This is a genomic window from Limnohabitans sp., assembly GCF_034680285.1.
Classification (GTDB): domain Bacteria; phylum Pseudomonadota; class Gammaproteobacteria; order Burkholderiales; family Burkholderiaceae_C; genus Limnohabitans_A.
Window position 1 is genome coordinate 20,910 of record NZ_JAXITC010000001.1, and the last position, 15,771, is coordinate 36,680.

At 58.3% G+C, this 15,771-nt stretch carries 14 protein-coding genes and 4 tRNA genes; 10 read left to right on the forward strand and 8 right to left on the reverse strand.

The annotated features are described in order from the left end of the window. Positions 1-33: 33 nt before the first annotated feature. The 4 genes from lon to SWE17_RS00115 all read left to right on the forward strand — a co-directional run bounded on the left by lon (position 34) and on the right by SWE17_RS00115 (position 2,905). Complete coding sequence (gene lon, locus SWE17_RS00100) at positions 34-2,457, forward strand: endopeptidase La (protein ID WP_322991114.1); 2,424 nt, start codon at positions 34-36, stop codon at positions 2,455-2,457. 99 nt (positions 2,458-2,556) lie between these two features. Then, a tRNA-Gly gene (locus SWE17_RS00105) sits at positions 2,557-2,632 on the forward strand. A gap of 46 nt (positions 2,633-2,678) precedes the next feature. Beyond that, positions 2,679-2,754, forward strand: a tRNA-Gly gene (locus SWE17_RS00110). A 77-nt stretch (positions 2,755-2,831) separates the two neighbouring features. Beyond that, a tRNA-Cys gene (locus SWE17_RS00115) sits at positions 2,832-2,905 on the forward strand. A 66-nt stretch (positions 2,906-2,971) separates the two neighbouring features. Here the strand turns inward: SWE17_RS00115 and SWE17_RS00120 are convergent. From SWE17_RS00120 to SWE17_RS00130, 3 genes are all read right to left on the reverse strand, one after another. Next, positions 2,972-3,250, reverse strand: coding sequence for an AraC family transcriptional regulator (locus tag SWE17_RS00120; protein WP_322991115.1), 279 nt, complete (start codon positions 3,248-3,250; stop codon positions 2,972-2,974). A 66-nt stretch (positions 3,251-3,316) separates the two neighbouring features. Then, complete coding sequence (locus SWE17_RS00125; RefSeq protein ID WP_322991116.1) at positions 3,317-4,117, reverse strand: hypothetical protein; 801 nt, start codon at positions 4,115-4,117, stop codon at positions 3,317-3,319. After that, on the reverse strand, positions 4,114-4,647 hold the full coding sequence (locus SWE17_RS00130; protein WP_322991117.1) for a hypothetical protein: 534 nt from the start codon (positions 4,645-4,647) through the stop codon (positions 4,114-4,116). Before SWE17_RS00130 ends, SWE17_RS00125 begins: the two co-directional genes overlap by 4 nt. A gap of 128 nt (positions 4,648-4,775) precedes the next feature. Between SWE17_RS00130 and SWE17_RS00135 the strand changes: the two genes are divergently transcribed. From SWE17_RS00135 to SWE17_RS00155, 5 genes are all read left to right on the forward strand, one after another. After that, complete coding sequence (locus SWE17_RS00135) at positions 4,776-4,946, forward strand: hypothetical protein (RefSeq protein ID WP_199172540.1); 171 nt, start codon at positions 4,776-4,778, stop codon at positions 4,944-4,946. A 116-nt stretch (positions 4,947-5,062) separates the two neighbouring features. Further along, positions 5,063-5,455: an MAPEG family protein gene (locus SWE17_RS00140; RefSeq protein WP_322991118.1), complete on the forward strand. Its 393-nt coding sequence runs from the start codon at positions 5,063-5,065 to the stop codon at positions 5,453-5,455. Between the two features lie 39 nt (positions 5,456-5,494). Further along, positions 5,495-5,587, forward strand: a tRNA-Leu gene (locus tag SWE17_RS00145). Between the two features lie 18 nt (positions 5,588-5,605). Further along, the gene (locus SWE17_RS00150) at positions 5,606-6,238 is read left to right on the forward strand and encodes a DUF6806 family protein (protein WP_322991119.1); all 633 of its coding nucleotides are present in this window, start codon (positions 5,606-5,608) and stop codon (positions 6,236-6,238) included. A gap of 12 nt (positions 6,239-6,250) precedes the next feature. After that, positions 6,251-7,552 (forward strand): MFS transporter, encoded by a 1,302-nt coding sequence (locus SWE17_RS00155; protein ID WP_322991120.1) that lies wholly within the window; start codon positions 6,251-6,253, stop codon positions 7,550-7,552. On the opposite strand, the gene murI is transcribed toward SWE17_RS00155, so the two are convergent. The 3 genes from murI to SWE17_RS00170 are packed head-to-tail and all read right to left on the reverse strand — an operon-like array spanning position 7,553 to position 10,619. Beyond that, entirely contained in the window at positions 7,553-8,407 is an 855-nt protein-coding gene (gene murI, locus SWE17_RS00160) for a glutamate racemase (protein ID WP_322991121.1), read from the reverse strand. 2 nt (positions 8,408-8,409) lie between these two features. After that, a complete protein-coding gene (locus SWE17_RS00165; protein WP_322991122.1) occupies positions 8,410-9,963 on the reverse strand; it encodes a fumarate hydratase in 1,554 nt (517 codons plus the stop codon). A 56-nt stretch (positions 9,964-10,019) separates the two neighbouring features. Then, on the reverse strand, positions 10,020-10,619 hold the full coding sequence (locus SWE17_RS00170) for a TIGR00645 family protein (RefSeq protein WP_100118973.1): 600 nt from the start codon (positions 10,617-10,619) through the stop codon (positions 10,020-10,022). Between the two features lie 178 nt (positions 10,620-10,797). Here SWE17_RS00170 and acs point away from each other — a divergent pair, with 178 nt between their 5' ends. Next, positions 10,798-12,759, forward strand: coding sequence for an acetate--CoA ligase (gene acs, locus SWE17_RS00175; protein ID WP_322991123.1), 1,962 nt, complete (start codon positions 10,798-10,800; stop codon positions 12,757-12,759). Between the two features lie 92 nt (positions 12,760-12,851). On the opposite strand, the gene SWE17_RS00180 is transcribed toward acs, so the two are convergent. Together SWE17_RS00180 and SWE17_RS00185 are read right to left on the reverse strand one after the other, a co-directional pair. After that, positions 12,852-13,835: a tripartite tricarboxylate transporter substrate binding protein gene (locus SWE17_RS00180; protein ID WP_322991124.1), complete on the reverse strand. Its 984-nt coding sequence runs from the start codon at positions 13,833-13,835 to the stop codon at positions 12,852-12,854. A 108-nt stretch (positions 13,836-13,943) separates the two neighbouring features. Further along, positions 13,944-15,758: a gamma-glutamyltransferase family protein gene (locus SWE17_RS00185; RefSeq protein ID WP_322991125.1), complete on the reverse strand. Its 1,815-nt coding sequence runs from the start codon at positions 15,756-15,758 to the stop codon at positions 13,944-13,946. Positions 15,759-15,771: the final 13 nt, after the last annotated feature.

Genomic DNA, 15,771 nt, shown 5'->3' on the forward strand with positions numbered 1-15,771 from the left:
CATGTGTAGCTGAATTGACACGAGGGACACACCATGTCTGGACACACACCTTTGCCGCCCACCTTGATTGAACTGCCCATGTTGCCTCTGCGCGATGTGGTGGTGTTCCCCCACATGGTGATTCCTTTGTTTGTCGGGCGCCCGAAAAGCATCAAAGCCCTCGAGTCGGCCATGGCTGCCGAGCGCCGCATCATGCTGGTGGCTCAGAAAACCGCAGCCAAAGACGAACCTGCTGTCGACGACATGTTTGACGTGGGTTGTGTTTCGACCATTTTGCAGATGCTGAAACTGCCCGACGGCACGGTGAAGGTCTTGGTGGAAGGCCAGCAACGCGCCTTGGTCAAGTCCATCGTGGATGGCGAGGCACATTTTGTGGCTTCCGTGACCCCAGTGGACCCTGTGTCCGAGTTGTCCGATGACAGCAGCGAAATCGAAGCGCTGCGCCGCGCCGTGATGCAGCAGTTTGATCAGTACGTCAAACTCAACAAGAAAATTCCGCCCGAAATTCTGACCTCTATTTCCAGCATCGACGACCCCGGTCGTTTGGCCGACACGATTGCGGCCCACTTGCCGCTCAAGCTGGAAAACAAGCAACAGGTCTTGGATCTGGCCAACATCAAGTCACGTCTGGAAAACCTGTTTGCCCAGTTGGAGCATGAGGTTGACATCCTAAATGTGGACAAACGCATCCGTGGTCGCGTCAAGCGCCAGATGGAAAAGAACCAGCGCGACTTCTACCTGAACGAGCAGGTCAAAGCCATCCAAAAAGAACTGGGTGATGGCGAAGAGGGCGCCGACATTGAGGAGCTTGAAAAGAAGATCAAGGCTGCCAAGATGTCGGCTGAGGCCCGCAAAAAGGCCGAAGGGGAGCTGAAAAAGCTCAAGCTCATGTCGCCCATGTCGGCCGAAGCCTCTGTGGTACGCAATTACCTGGATGTGTTGATTGGTCTGCCTTGGGGCAAAAAGACCAAGCTCAAGCACGACTTGGCCAATGCTGAAGATGTTTTGAACCAAGACCACTTTGGTTTGGACAAAGTCAAAGACCGCATTTTGGAATACCTCGCAGTTCAACAACGCGTGGACAAAGTCAAAGCACCGATTTTGTGCTTGGTCGGCCCACCGGGCGTGGGCAAGACCTCGCTGGGACAGTCGATTGCCAAGGCCACGGGTCGGAAATACGTGCGCATGGCGCTCGGTGGTATGCGTGATGAGGCCGAAATTCGTGGTCACCGCCGCACCTACATCGGCGCTTTGCCTGGCAAAGTGCTTCAGAACCTCAACAAAGTAGGCACCAAGAACCCCTTGTTCTTGCTGGACGAAATCGACAAGTTGGGCACGGATTTTCGGGGTGATCCTTCGAGCGCATTGCTCGAAGTGTTGGATCCCGAGCAAAACCACACCTTCGGTGACCATTACGTCGAGGTGGACTTTGACCTGAGCGATGTGATGTTCGTGGCGACCTCCAACTCGATGAACATCCCATCGGCCTTGTTGGACCGGATGGAAGTGATCCGTTTGTCCGGTTACACGGAAGATGAGAAAACCAGCATCGCCATGAAGTATTTGCTGCCCAAGCAAATGACCAACAACGGCGTCAAAGACACCGAGCTGCAAGTGACGGAAGCTGCCGTGCGCGACGTGGTGCGTTACTACACCCGTGAAGCCGGTGTGCGGTCGCTTGAGCGTGAACTGGGCAAGATCTGCCGCAAGGTGGTCAAGGCCTTGCTGCTCAAGCAGATGACCCCGCAAGTGGTGGTGAACGCCGATAACTTGAATGACTTTTTGGGTGTTCGCAAGTACACCTACGGCCGTGCGGAGCAGAAAAACCAAGTGGGCCAGGTCGTCGGTCTGGCGTGGACGGAAGTGGGCGGCGATTTGCTGACCATCGAAGCCGCTCTCATGCCTGGTAAGGGTGTCATCACCCGCACGGGCTCCTTGGGCGATGTGATGAAAGAGTCTGTTGAAGCTGCCCGCACCGTGGTGCGCAGCCGCTCTCGACTTTTGGGCATCAAGGACGAGGTCTTTGAAAAGAAAGACCTGCACATCCACGTGCCCGATGGCGCAACCCCCAAAGACGGTCCGAGCGCAGGCGCGGCCATGACCACGGCCATGGTCTCGGCCATGACGGGTATACCTGTCCGAGCCGATGTGGCCATGACGGGTGAGATCACGCTGCGCGGCGAAGTCACAGCCATCGGTGGCTTGAAAGAAAAGCTGCTGGCGGCTCTGCGTGGTGGTATCAAAACCGTGTTGATTCCTGAAGACAACGTCAAAGACCTGCAGGATATTCCCGAGAATGTCAAAAACGGTTTGGAAATTGTCCCTGTCAAATGGATCGACCAGGTTTTGGATGTGGCTTTGGAGGCCAAGCCTACGCCCTTGAGTGACGAAGAGGTGGCTGCCGCCGCTTTGTCCGCGGCGACAGCGACGGCCAAGCCTGAGGCGGTGAAACATTGATGCAAAATTTTCGGAGGGAGTTCAAAGCCCCCCTGAAATTGCATTACAATTTGGGCATTCCATAAAACAAAGCATAGAATGCTGAGTTTTGTGAAATACGCGGGAATAGCTCAGTTGGTAGAGCGCAACCTTGCCAAGGTTGAGGTCGCGAGTTCGAATCTCGTTTCCCGCTCCAGATTTTGAAAGAGGCACCAAACTCTTTCATGTGATTTTTCCAGTTTGCGGGAATAGCTCAGTTGGTAGAGCGCAACCTTGCCAAGGTTGAGGTCGCGAGTTCGAATCTCGTTTCCCGCTCCAAACATGTGAAAAACAGTTTGTTTTTCAGAAAAATGGGAAGCAGCAGCTTCCCTTTTTTGTCAGTCATCAACGGTTTTGGCGCGATAGCAAAGCGGTTATGCAACGGATTGCAAATCCGTCTAGCCCAGTTCGACTCTGGGTCGCGCCTCCAAACAAATACCCCTGCGGTTCATGCCTCAGGGGTATTTTTTTGATCTCACACTACTTCGGCGTTTGATCAGTTGGCCCGAGCCACCCACACAGTGGCCCCTTCTGGGCCGTACAACTCGGCGTGGGGGATGTTGCGAGCTAACCGGAAATCGTCGCCCGCTTTCAGGTGTTGCACCTTTTCGCCCACCGTCAGCCAATACTCGCCAAGAACGACATGGGCGCTGACATCAAAGGGGTGGGTGTGCATTTCCAGTTTCAAGTGGGCATCCCACTCACGGACGATGATTTCGTCAAAGCCCTCATCCAAGGATTGGGCGGTGAATGCTTCGAGTGTGAGCTGGGTCATGATCAGAACCTGACAATCAAAACCCCATCCTAACGTTGCAGAAATAAGTTGCCAGTCGCCAACCCGTCAGCCTTTCAGGACATAAGGGGTCATGCTGGCGCAATACAGCACGGCAGGAAAACTGCTGACCCAGGCCCAGAAAAATCGGTTGAGTCCTAGAAACCAAAAAACCAGAAAGTGGAAGAGGGCGGCGCCAGCGCACCAAATCATGGCCAGTCGAAGATCGAGCAGAGCCAAAGGGAAGAGCCCCTCCCAAAGTGTGAACGACCATGAACACACCCATGCGACCCAGCGGTTCCGGAAAATGCTGCGGCTGGGCAGTGGACCGTACACCCCCGTGTCCAGAAACATGGGCAGCGCGCGACCTGAGCGCCATTCGGGGCGCAGGAGCTTGACCCACCCCGACACAAAGTAAGAGCTGACGGTTTGCAGACTGATGTACCAAAAGCCAGCCTGCCAGCCCAAAGTCGTGTCGGTGAATGAGCCCACCAGGTGCGACAGCAGCAAGCCTGAGATGCCAACCAGGGTCATGAAGTCACTGCCCCCGTTGAAGGCCCCTCGCCAGCGCAAAAGCAGCAGCAGCGCCATCACAAACAACAATGCGGCACCCACCAAGCCGACTTGCCCCAGCATCAGCCCCATCGCCAAAACACCCCGCAAGCACAGCCAAGCCGTGTAAGTTTTGGTTTGGAACAATTGATTGAGCAAGGCTTTGAGCCACGCGGGACGAGCCGGAATTTCTTGAAGCAAGGTGGGCCATCGGGTGAGCTTGTCCAGCGATGGCAGGCGAAGGTACTCCAGGGTTTGAACAAGCAAACTCCAGCCGAGCAGAATTTCAAAGGCACGAATAGCCCAAGTCAAGGTCATCGATCTACCACCGGGGATTGCAGCATCAATTGACTGTTTTGGGCATCGGGCATCTCCATGCGTACTTGAAACTGGAAGGCGGACAGATTGGACTTGAGTGGATGGGGCAGCATGGCCTGATCGCCCCAGCATGCCCCTGAGATGGCTTGCCTGGCCAGTTGCTCGACCAGTTGGTAGGTCACGCGGTCCCGGATGTCTTCCCCGTCCGCCATGTCGTTGATGTCGTTGGCCAAGTGGTCCACCAGGTTTTGGTGTGCCAAAGCCAAATTCACGTCAGGGTTGTGAAAAAGGTGAAGTGCTTTGCGGGTCAATCGGGGGTAAATCAACTGCCAATCGGTCCAATTGGCGGTGTCGGATTGACCCCGAACATACAGTCTGGGCGACAGTTGGATGCCATGGTAGAACTTCCAGTTCGGGAAAAAAGCCCGAAAGAAAAACAGCCAAGGACCGTCGATGACGCCCCAGCGTTTGCGCAGGTTGATCGCCAGCATGGCGAAATAGGCCACGATCAGCCAGGTGGTGAAGTCCATATCGGCAGTTTATCGCCTTCATCGCGTGCCATTTGAATCAACTGCTGATCAACTTGGCGCTTTGCCCTGTCAAAACAGCCCATTCTTGTGGCCTAATATCGCTTTGCATTATTTATCTGGAGCCGTAGATGGGCAACAAAATCGTTACCGAAGCAGATCGTAAATTCACCCCACCTTTGCCCGCATTGCCAGGCGTGACCCTGCGCACAGCCGGCCGCGGTCAGCGCGTGAGTCTTGAGCGTGGTGTGGCCACCCGCAGCAAGAAGAACCCAGGCAAGCGCTCCAAAAAAGGCGGTTGATCCCCATGCGCTCGGTCATGCGCCGAGCCAGTGAATGGCCACTGATGATCTCAGTGGCTTTTTTTTGTGTTGATGCTGGCCCATTGCGCGAAGGCTGGAAAATCTAGGAGCTGTGAATGCTGATTTCTTACGGTGCTTTGTTGGTGGCAGGTCTCATGCCTGTGGTGTGTGCGGGCATTGCCAAATCGGGGTTCAAAGGCTATGACAACAGCGATCCGCGAGCTTGGTTGGCTCGTCAGACAGGCTTTCGGGCCAGGGCCAACGCCGCTCAGGCCAACTGTTTTGAGGCTTTCCCCTTCTTTGCGGTGGGCGTCATCTTGGCCTTGCTGACTGGGGTCGACCCCAGCATCGTGGATGCCGCATCTGTGTTTTTCGTGGTCATGCGCGTGGCCTATGTGTTTTGCTATGTCAGCGACAAGGCCAAGTGGCGCACCATGGTGTGGTCGGCCGCCTATTTGACCGTGGTTGCTCTGTATGCTTTGGCCATGCTCAATTTGCAGATGGATTGAGGTCAAAACACCGTTGAATCAAGGCACAATAAGAGCTCTGCCCCGGTGGTGAAACTGGTAGACACACCGGACTTAAAATCCGTTGCTTCGTTCATAGCGGGCGTACCGGTTCGATTCCGGTTCGGGGCACCAATCTGTGGAAACACCATCATGAAAAACGACAACGCACCGCTTGAAATTCATGTGCATGGTGATGTGCCCATCAAACCTGGTACGGACATCAAATCCATTCAGGAAGCACTCAAACCCCTTTGGCGTTACGCTGGCGCTCGCAATTTGAGCGATGGTTCCTCGAGCCTCTACGAAGAAGAACCAGGCATTCGTTTTGACAGCGATCTGAGCCGTTTGCAGATGTGCTGGACTGTCCGTGGCGACGATGATTTCCGCATGGTCATGGAAGACCTGTGCATGAACATCAATGATTTGTCGGCTGCAGGTGCACAGATTGAAGTTACCTTTTACGACACCGAATTTGACGACGAAGACGAAGCCAGCGGTAACGAATCACGCGACGATTTTGTCATGCTGTTTGTGGGGCCTGATCCTGGTGCCATCATGCAGGCGCAGCGTGACCTCTTGATTCACGATGTTGTGAACATGATGGAGCGCCATTTTGATGGCTCCGAGTTGTCGGGTGTTGTCGCTGAAATCGACAAGCTGTTTAGCCAGCGCTTTGACAACCTCGTCAGCTCATTGGAACTGGGCAAGCCCCCCCGGGGTTCAGGCGGGAATGGCGGCAGCAGCGGCCATGGCGGTGGACGCCGACCCCGACACCTTCACTGAAAATTTTCCCCCATGGCCAATTTGATCTCTCGCGCAGCCCTCAATCCCGGCGTTCGAAAGCGCGAGGTCTTTGGTTGGGCCATGTATGACTTTGCCAACTCGGGCTATACGACAGTGGTCATCACGGCCGTGTTCGCAGCCTATTTTGTGGGTGGCTTGGCAGGCGGAGCCGATTGGGCCACCTTGGCTTGGACATCCGGTTTGAGTGTGTCTTACCTGATCGTGATGTTGACCATGCCCGGCTTGGGCGCCCGCGCTGACCGTGTGGCGGGTAAAAAACGCATGCTCATGTGGGTCACGGCAGGGTGTGTCCTCAGCACAGCCGCCTTGGCTTTCGTCGGACCGGGGCAGGTCGCTTTGGCCCTGTGCATCTTGGTGGTATCCAACACTTTCTTTTCGTACGGCGAGTCGCTCACTGCGTCTTTTCTGCCGGAGTTGGCGAAACCCGAAGCCATGGGCCGTGTCAGTGGCTGGGGCTGGTCTTTGGGCTACATCGGCGGCATGCTCACCTTGGGTATTTGCCTGGCCTATGTGTTGTCCGCCCAGGCTCGCGGCGAAACAGGCAGCCAGTTTGTGCCCGTGACCATGCTGATCACGGCTGTGATCTACGGTGCAGCGGCGCTGGTGACTTTCGCTCTTTTGAAAGAGCACTCGGTCGCTCAACCCAATTTACCCGCCCGCACTTTTTTGCAAAGTTTGCGTGGCCTGCGACAAACCTTGCGTGATGCCAAGCCTTACCCCGATTTCTTGCGTCTGCTGGCGTGCACTGTGACCTACCAAGGAGGCGTGGCCGTGGCCATCACGCTGGCGGCCATTTATGCCGAGCAGGTGATCGGCTTTCAGCCCCAGGAGACCATGGTGCTGATCTTTGTATTGAACATCGCTGCTTTTGTTGGCGCATTCTTACTCGGTCATTTGCAAGACCGTTTCGGGCACAAGCTGACTTTGTCTTTGACCTTGTGGGGTTGGGTGGCGACTTGCATCATCGCTGCTGTGTCCAGCAGCAAGGACATGTTCTGGTGGGCGGCAGCCATTGCCGGTTTTTGCATGGGATCGAGCCAATCTTCAGGCCGTGCCATGGCGGCGTTGATGGTGCCCCCACAGCGTCTGGGTGAGTTTTTTGGCTTGTGGACATTTGCCATTCGCTTGGCGAGCATCTTGGGCCCGCTCACCTACGGACTGATCACTTGGCTGAGCGATGGCAACCAGCGTTTGGCAATTGGCTCCACCTCGCTGTTGTTCATCCTGGGTTGGGTGCTCTTGCTGCCGGTGGACGTGGAGCGCGGTCGTTTGGCAGCGCAATCATCCGACTGATCAACCAAGGGTAAGCGACGCAGGCACTGCATGGCAGACTTCGGGTGGCAAGCTCAACCAGCGCTGGGCAGCCGCTTGCAGCCCCTGCAAGTCGCCGGTGGTTAACAAGCGAATGGGCTGTGCAATCTCATTGGTCATTTCTGGGTTCAACAGTTCGGCGGCAGCCAGCAAGCGGTGTGTTTGACGCGCCACGGGTTCTCCGGTCGAGACCAGTTGCACTTGTGGCCCCAACAACTGTCGCAAAACCTGTTCGACAAACACATAGTGGGTGCAGCCCAAAACCAAGGTGTCGATTTCTCCCGGTGCTGATCCAAATGGGCCCATGGCGTGGGTATAGGTCTGCACCAACTGCGCAATCTGCGCTTGCGCGGCCACAGCCTGATCGGGCAGGGCGCATTGTTCAATGGCCAAGGCCAAGCCATTGCAGGCTTGCACCTCAAACTGCGCTTCATGTTTCACGCTGGCCAACAGGCGTGCAAATTTCTCGCTACTCACTGTGCCGCGCGTTGCTATCACCCCGATGCGGCGGGTGTGGCTGAGCGCCAGAGCTGGCTTGAGCGCAGGTTCTAAACCCACGACGGGCAGGGATGGGTGCTGCAAGCGCAGTTCATGGATGGCTGCTGCAGTGGCTGTATTGCAGGCCACCACCAAGGCTTTGATCTGATGACGTGCCAGCAAATACTCGGCGGCCGCATGGGTGCGCTGGCTGACAAACGCTTCGCTTTTTTCGCCGTAGGGCGCGTGGGCGTTGTCGGCCAAGTACACAAAGTGTTCGTGCGGCAGCTCTTTTTGCAAGGCCTGCAGCACGCTCAGGCCCCCGATGCCACTGTCAAAAACGCCGATGGGCGTGTGCATGCTCAGCCTGCGCTGACGCCAATGCCTTTGAACTCACCCGTGGCGATGCGTTTTTGCCACTCGGCCGGGCCGGTGATGTGGGCACTGGTGCCGCCTGCATCCACTGCCACCGTCACAGGCATGTCCACCACGTCGAATTCGTAAATGGCTTCCATGCCCATGTCGGCAAAGCCCACCACTTGGGCGTGCTTGATGGCTTTGGACACAAGGTAAGCCGCGCCGCCCACGGCCATCAGGTAGGCACTCTTGTGCTTCTTGATGGCTTCGATGGCGACGGGGCCGCGCTCGGCCTTGCCAATCATGGCGATCAGGCCGGTATTGGCCAGCATCATTTCGGTGAAGCCGTCCATGCGGGTGGCCGTGGTGGGGCCGGCAGGGCCGACGGCCTCGTCGCCGACCGGGTCCACAGGGCCCACGTAATAAATGACGCGGTTGGTGAAGTCCACCGGAAGTTTCTCGCCCTTGGCCAGCATGTCTTGGATGCGCTTGTGCGCCGCATCACGGCCTGTGAGCATTTTGCCGTTGAGCAAGAGCGTTTGCCCGGGTTTCCAGGCGGCAACCTGCTCGGGTGTCAAGGTGTTCAGGTCCACGCGCTGGCTTTTCTCGGTGTCTGCCGTCCAGCCCACGTTGGGCCAGAGGTCGAGCGAAGGCGCTTCCAAATAAGTGGGGCCAGAACCGTCGAGCACAAAGTGCGCATGGCGGGTGGCTGCGCAGTTGGGGATCATGGCCACGGGCTTGGAGGCCGCGTGGGTGGGGTACATCTTGATCTTCACGTCCAGCACGGTGGTCAGGCCGCCCAAGCCTTGAGCGCCAATGCCCAGGGCGTTGACCTTGTGGTAGAGCTCCAAGCGCATCTCTTCGACTTGGTCGAGCTTCTCGCCTTGGCTTGATTTTTCGAGCAACTGATACATGTCCAGGTCGTCCATCAGGCTTTCTTTGGCCAACAAGACTGCTTTTTCGGCGGTGCCTCCAATGCCGATGCCCAACATGCCGGGCGGGCACCAGCCCGCGCCCATGGTGGGCACGGTTTTGAGCACCCAGTCGACGATGCTGTCGCCGGGGTTGAGCATGATCATCTTGGACTTGTTCTCGCTGCCGCCACCTTTGGCCGCCACGGTCACATGCACATGGTGGCCGGGCACGATCTTGGTGAAGATCACGGCAGGTGTGTTGTCTTTGGTGTTTTTGCGGTTGAAGTGCGGATCAGAAACCACCGACGCACGCAGCATGTTGTCCGATTGGTTGTAACCCCGGCGCACGCCTTCGTTGATGGCGTCTTCCAGGCTGCCCGTGAAACCATCAAATTTCACGTCCATACCGACTTCAAGGAAGACGTTGACGATGCCGGTGTCCTGGCAAATTGGGCGGTGGCCGATGGCGCTCATCTTGCTGTTGGTCAGGATTTGCGCAATCGCATCCTTGGCGGCAGGGCTTTGCTCACGCGCGTAAGCGCTGGCCAGGTGCGAGATGAAGTCGGCTGGATGGTAGTAGCTGATGTACTGCAGGGCGGCGGCGACGGATTCGATCAGGTCGTCTTGTTTGATCAGAGTGGTCATGGTGGTGGAGTCCAGGAAAAATCAAAAACGGTTCGTTGTCAGGCGATCTTAGGCGCTCAATGGGCCTTGTCGTGGTGCGACATCAGGCGGTCTGCATAGGCAATGGCAATCGCGCTGAGCAAGAAAGCCATGTGGATGATGGTTTGCCACATCAGCACTTTTTCATCGTAGTTGGCGGCGTTGATGAAGGTCTTGAGCAGGTGGATGGAGCTGATGCCGATGATGGCCGTGCCCAGTTTGACCTTGAGCACCGAGGCGTTGACATGGTCCAGCCATTCGGGTTGGTCGGGGTGGCCCTCAAGATTGAGGCGTGAGACAAAAGTTTCGTAACCACCCACGATGACCATGATCAGCAAGTTGGAGATCATGACCACATCGATCAGGGCCAAAACGACCAGCATGATCACGGTTTCGTTCAACGAGGTGATGGGCGCGTCGGTTTTGTATCCGATGCTGGTGATCAGGGCCTGCAGGGCGGTTTGGCTGCCAAAGGCAGCTTCTAAGAGGTGCACCAATTCCACCCAGAAGTGAAAAACGTACACAGCCTGAGCGGCGATGAGGCCCAAATAAAGGGGCAATTGCAGCCAACGGCTGGCAAAAATAAAGCTGTTCAAGGGGCTCAATTTGCCTTTTGGGGCGGGCTGCTTGGGGGACATGGTTTTCCTGAATGTTGCTTAAAGGCCTGGCCTTGGGGCGAGACAAGATTTTAGGCGGTAGAAGTGCCATTCCAGCCCATGTCCGTGCAAGTCTGATGTCAGTCAGTGCTTTGTAAGAGCGAAAGCCGACATTTGCACCAGTTTTGAAAACGCCCATGTCCTAGAGGAGACAAATCTGATGAGTTCCAACCTTTACCAACCCAGCGCAGACTTCGTTAAGAACGCCAATGTCTCCGGTATGGCCGCCTATGAAGCCCTGTGCAAAGAGGCAGAAACCGATTACCAGGGTTTCTGGGGCCGTTTGGCCAAAGAGCTGATCACCTGGAAGACCCCATTCACCAAGGTGCTCGACGAGTCCAATGCGCCTTTCTTCAAATGGTTCGAAGACGGCACTTTGAACGCGTCCTACAACTGCCTCGACCGCAACGTCGAAAAAGGCCTGGGCGACAAGACCGCCATCATTTTTGAAGCCGACGGCGGCGAAGTGACCAAGGTCACTTACAACCAGCTGCTGGCCAAGACCTGCCAGTACGCCAACGCCTTGAAGAGCCTGGGCATCAAAAAAGGTGACCGCGTGGTCATCTACATCTCCATGTCCATCGAAGGCGTGGCGGCCATGCAAGCTTGCGCCCGGATTGGCGCGACCCACTCGGTGGTGTTCGGTGGTTTCTCGGCCCAGTCACTGCGCGACCGCATTGAAGACACGGGCGCTGTGGCGGTGATCACCGCTGACAACCAAGTGCGCGGCGGCAAGCTGCTGCCCCTCAAATCCATCGTGGACGAAGCCATCAATTTGGGCGGCTGCGGCTCGATCAAGAATGTGTTGGTCGTCAAGCGCTCCGGCGCCGACATCGCCATGACAGCAGGCCGTGACCAGTGGATGGCCGAGCTGGCTGACGGCCAAGCCACCACCTGCGAGCCCGAGTGGGTGGGTGCCGAGCACCCCCTGTTCTTGCTCTACACCTCTGGCTCCACTGGCAAACCCAAAGGCGTTCAACACAGTACGGGCGGCTATTTGCTCCACGCGGCATTGACCACCAAGTGGACCTTCGATTTGAAGGCTGACGACGTGTTCTGGTGTACCGCCGACATCGGCTGGGTCACAGGCCACACCTACATCACCTATGGCCCCTTGGCTCTGGGCGGTACCGAAATCGTGTTCGAGGGCGTGCCCACTTACCCGGATGCTGGCCGCTTCTGGAAGATGATCCAAGACCACAAAGCCACGATCTTCTACACCGCGCCCACCGCCATCCGCTCGCTCATCAAAGCCGCTGAAGCCAACGACGCGGTGCACCCCAAGAGCTACAACTTGAGCAGCCTGCGCTTGCTGGGCTCGGTCGGCGAGCCCATCAACCCCGCCGCTTGGGAGTGGTACCACCAGCACGTCGGTGGCGGCAATTGCCCCATCGTCGACACCTTCTGGCAGACCGAAACCGGTGGCCACATGATCACCCCACTGCCTGGCGTCACGCCCATGGTGCCCGGCTCTTGCACGCTGCCTTTCCCAGGCATCCAAGCGGCTATCGTGGACGAGACTGGCAAAGACATGCCCAACGGCCAAGGCGGCATTTTGGTGGTCAAGCGCCCATGGCCTTCCATGATCCGCAACATCTGGGGCGACCCCGAGCGCTTCAAGAAGAGCTACTACCCTGAGGACTTCAAGGGCAAGTACTACTTGGCGGGCGACGGCGCGATCCGTGACGAGAAGACCGGTTACTTCACCATCACCGGCCGCATCGACGACGTGCTGAACGTCTCCGGTCACCGCATGGGCACCATGGAAATCGAATCGGCGCTGGTCAGCTGCACCGAGCTGGTGGCCGAAGCCGCCGTGGTGGGCCGTCCTGACGACACCACGGGTGAGGCCATTTGCGCCTTCGTGGTGCTCAAGCGCTCTTTGCCCAACACCGACGAAGGCAAGGCCATTGCCAAGCAATTGCGCGACCACATCGCCAAAGAGATCGGTCCGATCGCCAAGCCCAAAGACATCCGTTTTGGCGAAAACCTGCCCAAGACCCGTTCCGGCAAGATCATGCGCCGCCTGTTGCGTTCGCTGGCCAAAGGCGAAGAGATCACCCAAGACATCTCCACCCTGGAGAACCCTGCCATCTTGGGTCAGCTGGGTCAGGCTTACTGATCGGTTGTGATTTGCAGAGGGCTTTCGGGCCTCTGCAGAGATGCAAAACAAAAGGCAGCCTCGGCTGCCTTTTGTCATGGTGCTGGGGCGTGTCAGGTTTTCATGGCCAGACCCAATCGTTCGATGGTCGCTTTTTCGGACTGGAAGGTGTCGCGGATGAATTTGGTGTATTCCTCCGTGCCCATGTAGATCACCGACTGGTCGTATTTGTCAAAGCTGGCCATGACGGCCGGGTCTTGCAGCGTGCTCTTGAAAGCGTCGTGCAGGCGTTTGACAACGGCCGGGTCCATGCCCTTGGGGCCGCCAATGCCAAAGGGCGAATCGGACACGGTGTCGAAACCGAGTTCGTTGAGCGTGGGCACATTGGGCCAGCGCTTGGTGCGTTTGCTGCCATAGGTGGCCAGCAGGCGCATGGTGCCCGCCTCGACCTGAGGGGCCCAACCGGTGGCGTCGCTGTGCGACATGACATGGCCGCCCAACACCGCTTGCACGCCATCGGCGCTGCCTTTGAAGGGCACATGGGTGACATCGATTTTGGCTTTACTGGCGAATTCGGCAAAGGCCAGGTGCGGCGTGGTGCCGTTCCCTGTGGAGCCGTAGGTGAATTTCCCCGGGTTGGCTTTGGCAAAGGCCACCAAATCCGCAATCGATTTGATGGGGGAGTCGGACCGCACCACCACCCCAAAGGTATAGCCCGTGAGGCAGGCGATGTAGGTGAAGTCTTTGAGCGGGTCGAACTGCATTTTTTGCATGTGCGGCAAACGCGCAACGCCGATGGTGATTTGCGACAGGGTGTAGCCATCGGGCTGGGCACGCACCAGCTCGTTGGGGCCCAGCATGCCGCTGGCGCCCGGTTTGTTTTCGATGACCACTTGAACGCCCAGGGCCTTGGTGGCGCTCTCGGCCAAGGCACGCATCACCGCATCGGAGGAGCCGCCTGCAGGCCAGGGGCAAATCAGTTTGATGGGCTTGGCCGGAAAAGCCTGGGCTTGCGACAAGCTGGGGAAGGCCACCGTGACCGCTGCGGCGGCAGTGGCCTGAACAAATGAGCGGCGGCTGGTGTCTGGGGTGTTCACAAAAATCTCCTGTTGGAATGGGATCACCCATTGCAATAGAAGCAGCGTGACCTGGCAAGAGGGCAAACCTGAGGCCGGGCTTGGGCAAGGTCGCTTTCGCGACTTTTCTCAATCACCCTTGACCAAGCCCTCGCGCCGTGGGTCGGCTCCACCAAACCACCCACTGGGGGTGCGTTCGATGGCCTGCAGACCGCTGGTCATCTCCATTTCGCGCACCTCGTGGCCACGCGCCTTGAGGGTGTCCACGGTTCTGCGCTCAAAGCGTTGGGCTTCCAGCAAAGTGGGGCCGCCCAGCGAGCCGAAGTTGGGCAGGTCAATCGCTTGCTGCGCGTTCAGTCCCCAATGCAGCGTGCCGGTGAGCAGCTTGGCGGTGTAGTGGATGATGGCGGCGCCCCCTGGGCTGCCGCCGCTCAGGAGCAGTTGGCCTGTGGTTTTGTCGAACACCAAAGTGGGCGACATGGACGAGCGCGGGCGTTTGCCGGGTTCGACCCGGTTGGCGATGGGGCGGCCCTGCGCGTCGGCAGGGGCCAGGCTGAAATCGGTCAGCTCGTTGTTGAGCAAAAAGCCGCCGGGGCGAGACGGGTTGGTGCTGACCATGCGGCGTGCGCCAAAAGCGGCTTCGATGGTGGTGGTCATGGCCACGGCGCGGCCTTGTGCATCGACCACGCTGATGTGGCTGGTGCCATATTCGGTTTGTGTGGGCATGGGCGCAAAGCTGGTGGTTTTTCCACCGGGCTGGCCTGCTGTGGCCGCTTTCATGGCCTGGCTGCCGATCAGCTGGCTGCGTTCGCGCAGGTAGCCGGGTGCCATCAGGCTGCGCCAGTCACCAGCAGGCGCTTGCACAAAGTCAGGGTCGGCGACAAATTGCGCTCGGTCGGCAAAGGCCAGGCGCGAAGCCTCGATGTAACGGTGCAAAAAGTCGGGCGAGGGCAGGCCAGCGGTCAGCTCTGGGCCTTGCGCCTGGGTGTTGCCCAGCATGCCCAAAATTTGACCGATGGCGATCTGGCCCGAAGACGGTGGGGGAAAGCCGCAGATGCGGTAAGCCCGCGCTGCCGCTGTGTGGTCAAAACAAAGGGCTTCGCGCATGCGGGGCTGGTAGCTGGCCAGGTCTTGCAGGCTCAGGGTGCCGGGGCGTGGTGCTTGTGCGGTGCGGGCCACCATGGCTGCCGCCACCGGCCCTTCGTGTAGGGCGCGGCTGCCCTGGGCCGCGATCAGGCGCAGCACATGCGCGTACTCAGGGTTGCGCAGCACATGGCCCACGGGCCAGGCTTGGCCATCTGCTTGGTAGAAAAAGCGCAGGGCCAGCGGGTCTTTTTTGAGCAGCGCGTCGGCTTGCAGCAAGGCGTGCAAACGGGGGCTGACCCGAAAGCCTTGCTCGGCCAGCATGATGGCGGGCGCCAACAACTGCGCCCAAGGCAGGCGGCCGTGTTGGCGGTGTGCTGCTTCGAGCATGCGCACCGCGCCGGGTACGCCCACCGAATGGCCGCTTTGCACCGCCTCTAGAAACGGCAGCGGCTTGCCTTGCTCCATGAACATGTCGCCTCGGGCACCTGCGGGTGCGGTTTCGCGCCCGTCGTGCGCCGTGACCTTTTGGCCATCAAAGTGCAACAAAAACGCACCGCCGCCAATGCCGCTGGACTGCGGCTCCACCAGGCCCAGCACCATTTGCACGGCAATGGCGGCATCGAGCGCCGAGCCGCCAGCACGCAAGACCTGGTGGCCCGCGTCGGTGGCCAGTGGGTTGGCAGCTGCCACCGCCTGTCGCGTGAAAGCCCAGCCGGGTTTGGCCGTGTTGCCACTGGCCGCTTCGGGCTGGATGGCTTGATCGGGCACGCTGTAGCGCAGGGCGTTGGCGGGTGGTTGTGTTGTGCAGGCGCTCAACAATGCCAGCAGGGTCAGGCTCAAAGGCAGGTGTGTGTTCATGGGTTCTTTCTTG

Coding starts and splice junctions, on each gene's coding strand:
- SWE17_RS00185 (WP_322991125.1), bottom strand. CDS start 15,758: ATGAACACACACCTGCCTTTGAGCCTGACCCTGCTGGCATTGTTGAGC.
- SWE17_RS00150 (WP_322991119.1), top strand. CDS start 5,606: ATGAAAAACGACAACGCACCGCTTGAAATTCATGTGCATGGTGATGTG.
- SWE17_RS00125 (WP_322991116.1), bottom strand. CDS start 4,117: ATGACCTTGACTTGGGCTATTCGTGCCTTTGAAATTCTGCTCGGCTGG.
- acs (WP_322991123.1), top strand. CDS start 10,798: ATGAGTTCCAACCTTTACCAACCCAGCGCAGACTTCGTTAAGAACGCC.
- SWE17_RS00170 (WP_100118973.1), bottom strand. CDS start 10,619: ATGTCCCCCAAGCAGCCCGCCCCAAAAGGCAAATTGAGCCCCTTGAAC.
- SWE17_RS00120 (WP_322991115.1), bottom strand. CDS start 3,250: ATGACCCAGCTCACACTCGAAGCATTCACCGCCCAATCCTTGGATGAG.
- SWE17_RS00155 (WP_322991120.1), top strand. CDS start 6,251: ATGGCCAATTTGATCTCTCGCGCAGCCCTCAATCCCGGCGTTCGAAAG.
- SWE17_RS00130 (WP_322991117.1), bottom strand. CDS start 4,647: ATGGACTTCACCACCTGGCTGATCGTGGCCTATTTCGCCATGCTGGCG.
- murI (WP_322991121.1), bottom strand. CDS start 8,407: ATGCACACGCCCATCGGCGTTTTTGACAGTGGCATCGGGGGCCTGAGC.
- SWE17_RS00165 (WP_322991122.1), bottom strand. CDS start 9,963: ATGACCACTCTGATCAAACAAGACGACCTGATCGAATCCGTCGCCGCC.
- SWE17_RS00135 (WP_199172540.1), top strand. CDS start 4,776: ATGGGCAACAAAATCGTTACCGAAGCAGATCGTAAATTCACCCCACCT.
- SWE17_RS00140 (WP_322991118.1), top strand. CDS start 5,063: ATGCTGATTTCTTACGGTGCTTTGTTGGTGGCAGGTCTCATGCCTGTG.
- lon (WP_322991114.1), top strand. CDS start 34: ATGTCTGGACACACACCTTTGCCGCCCACCTTGATTGAACTGCCCATG.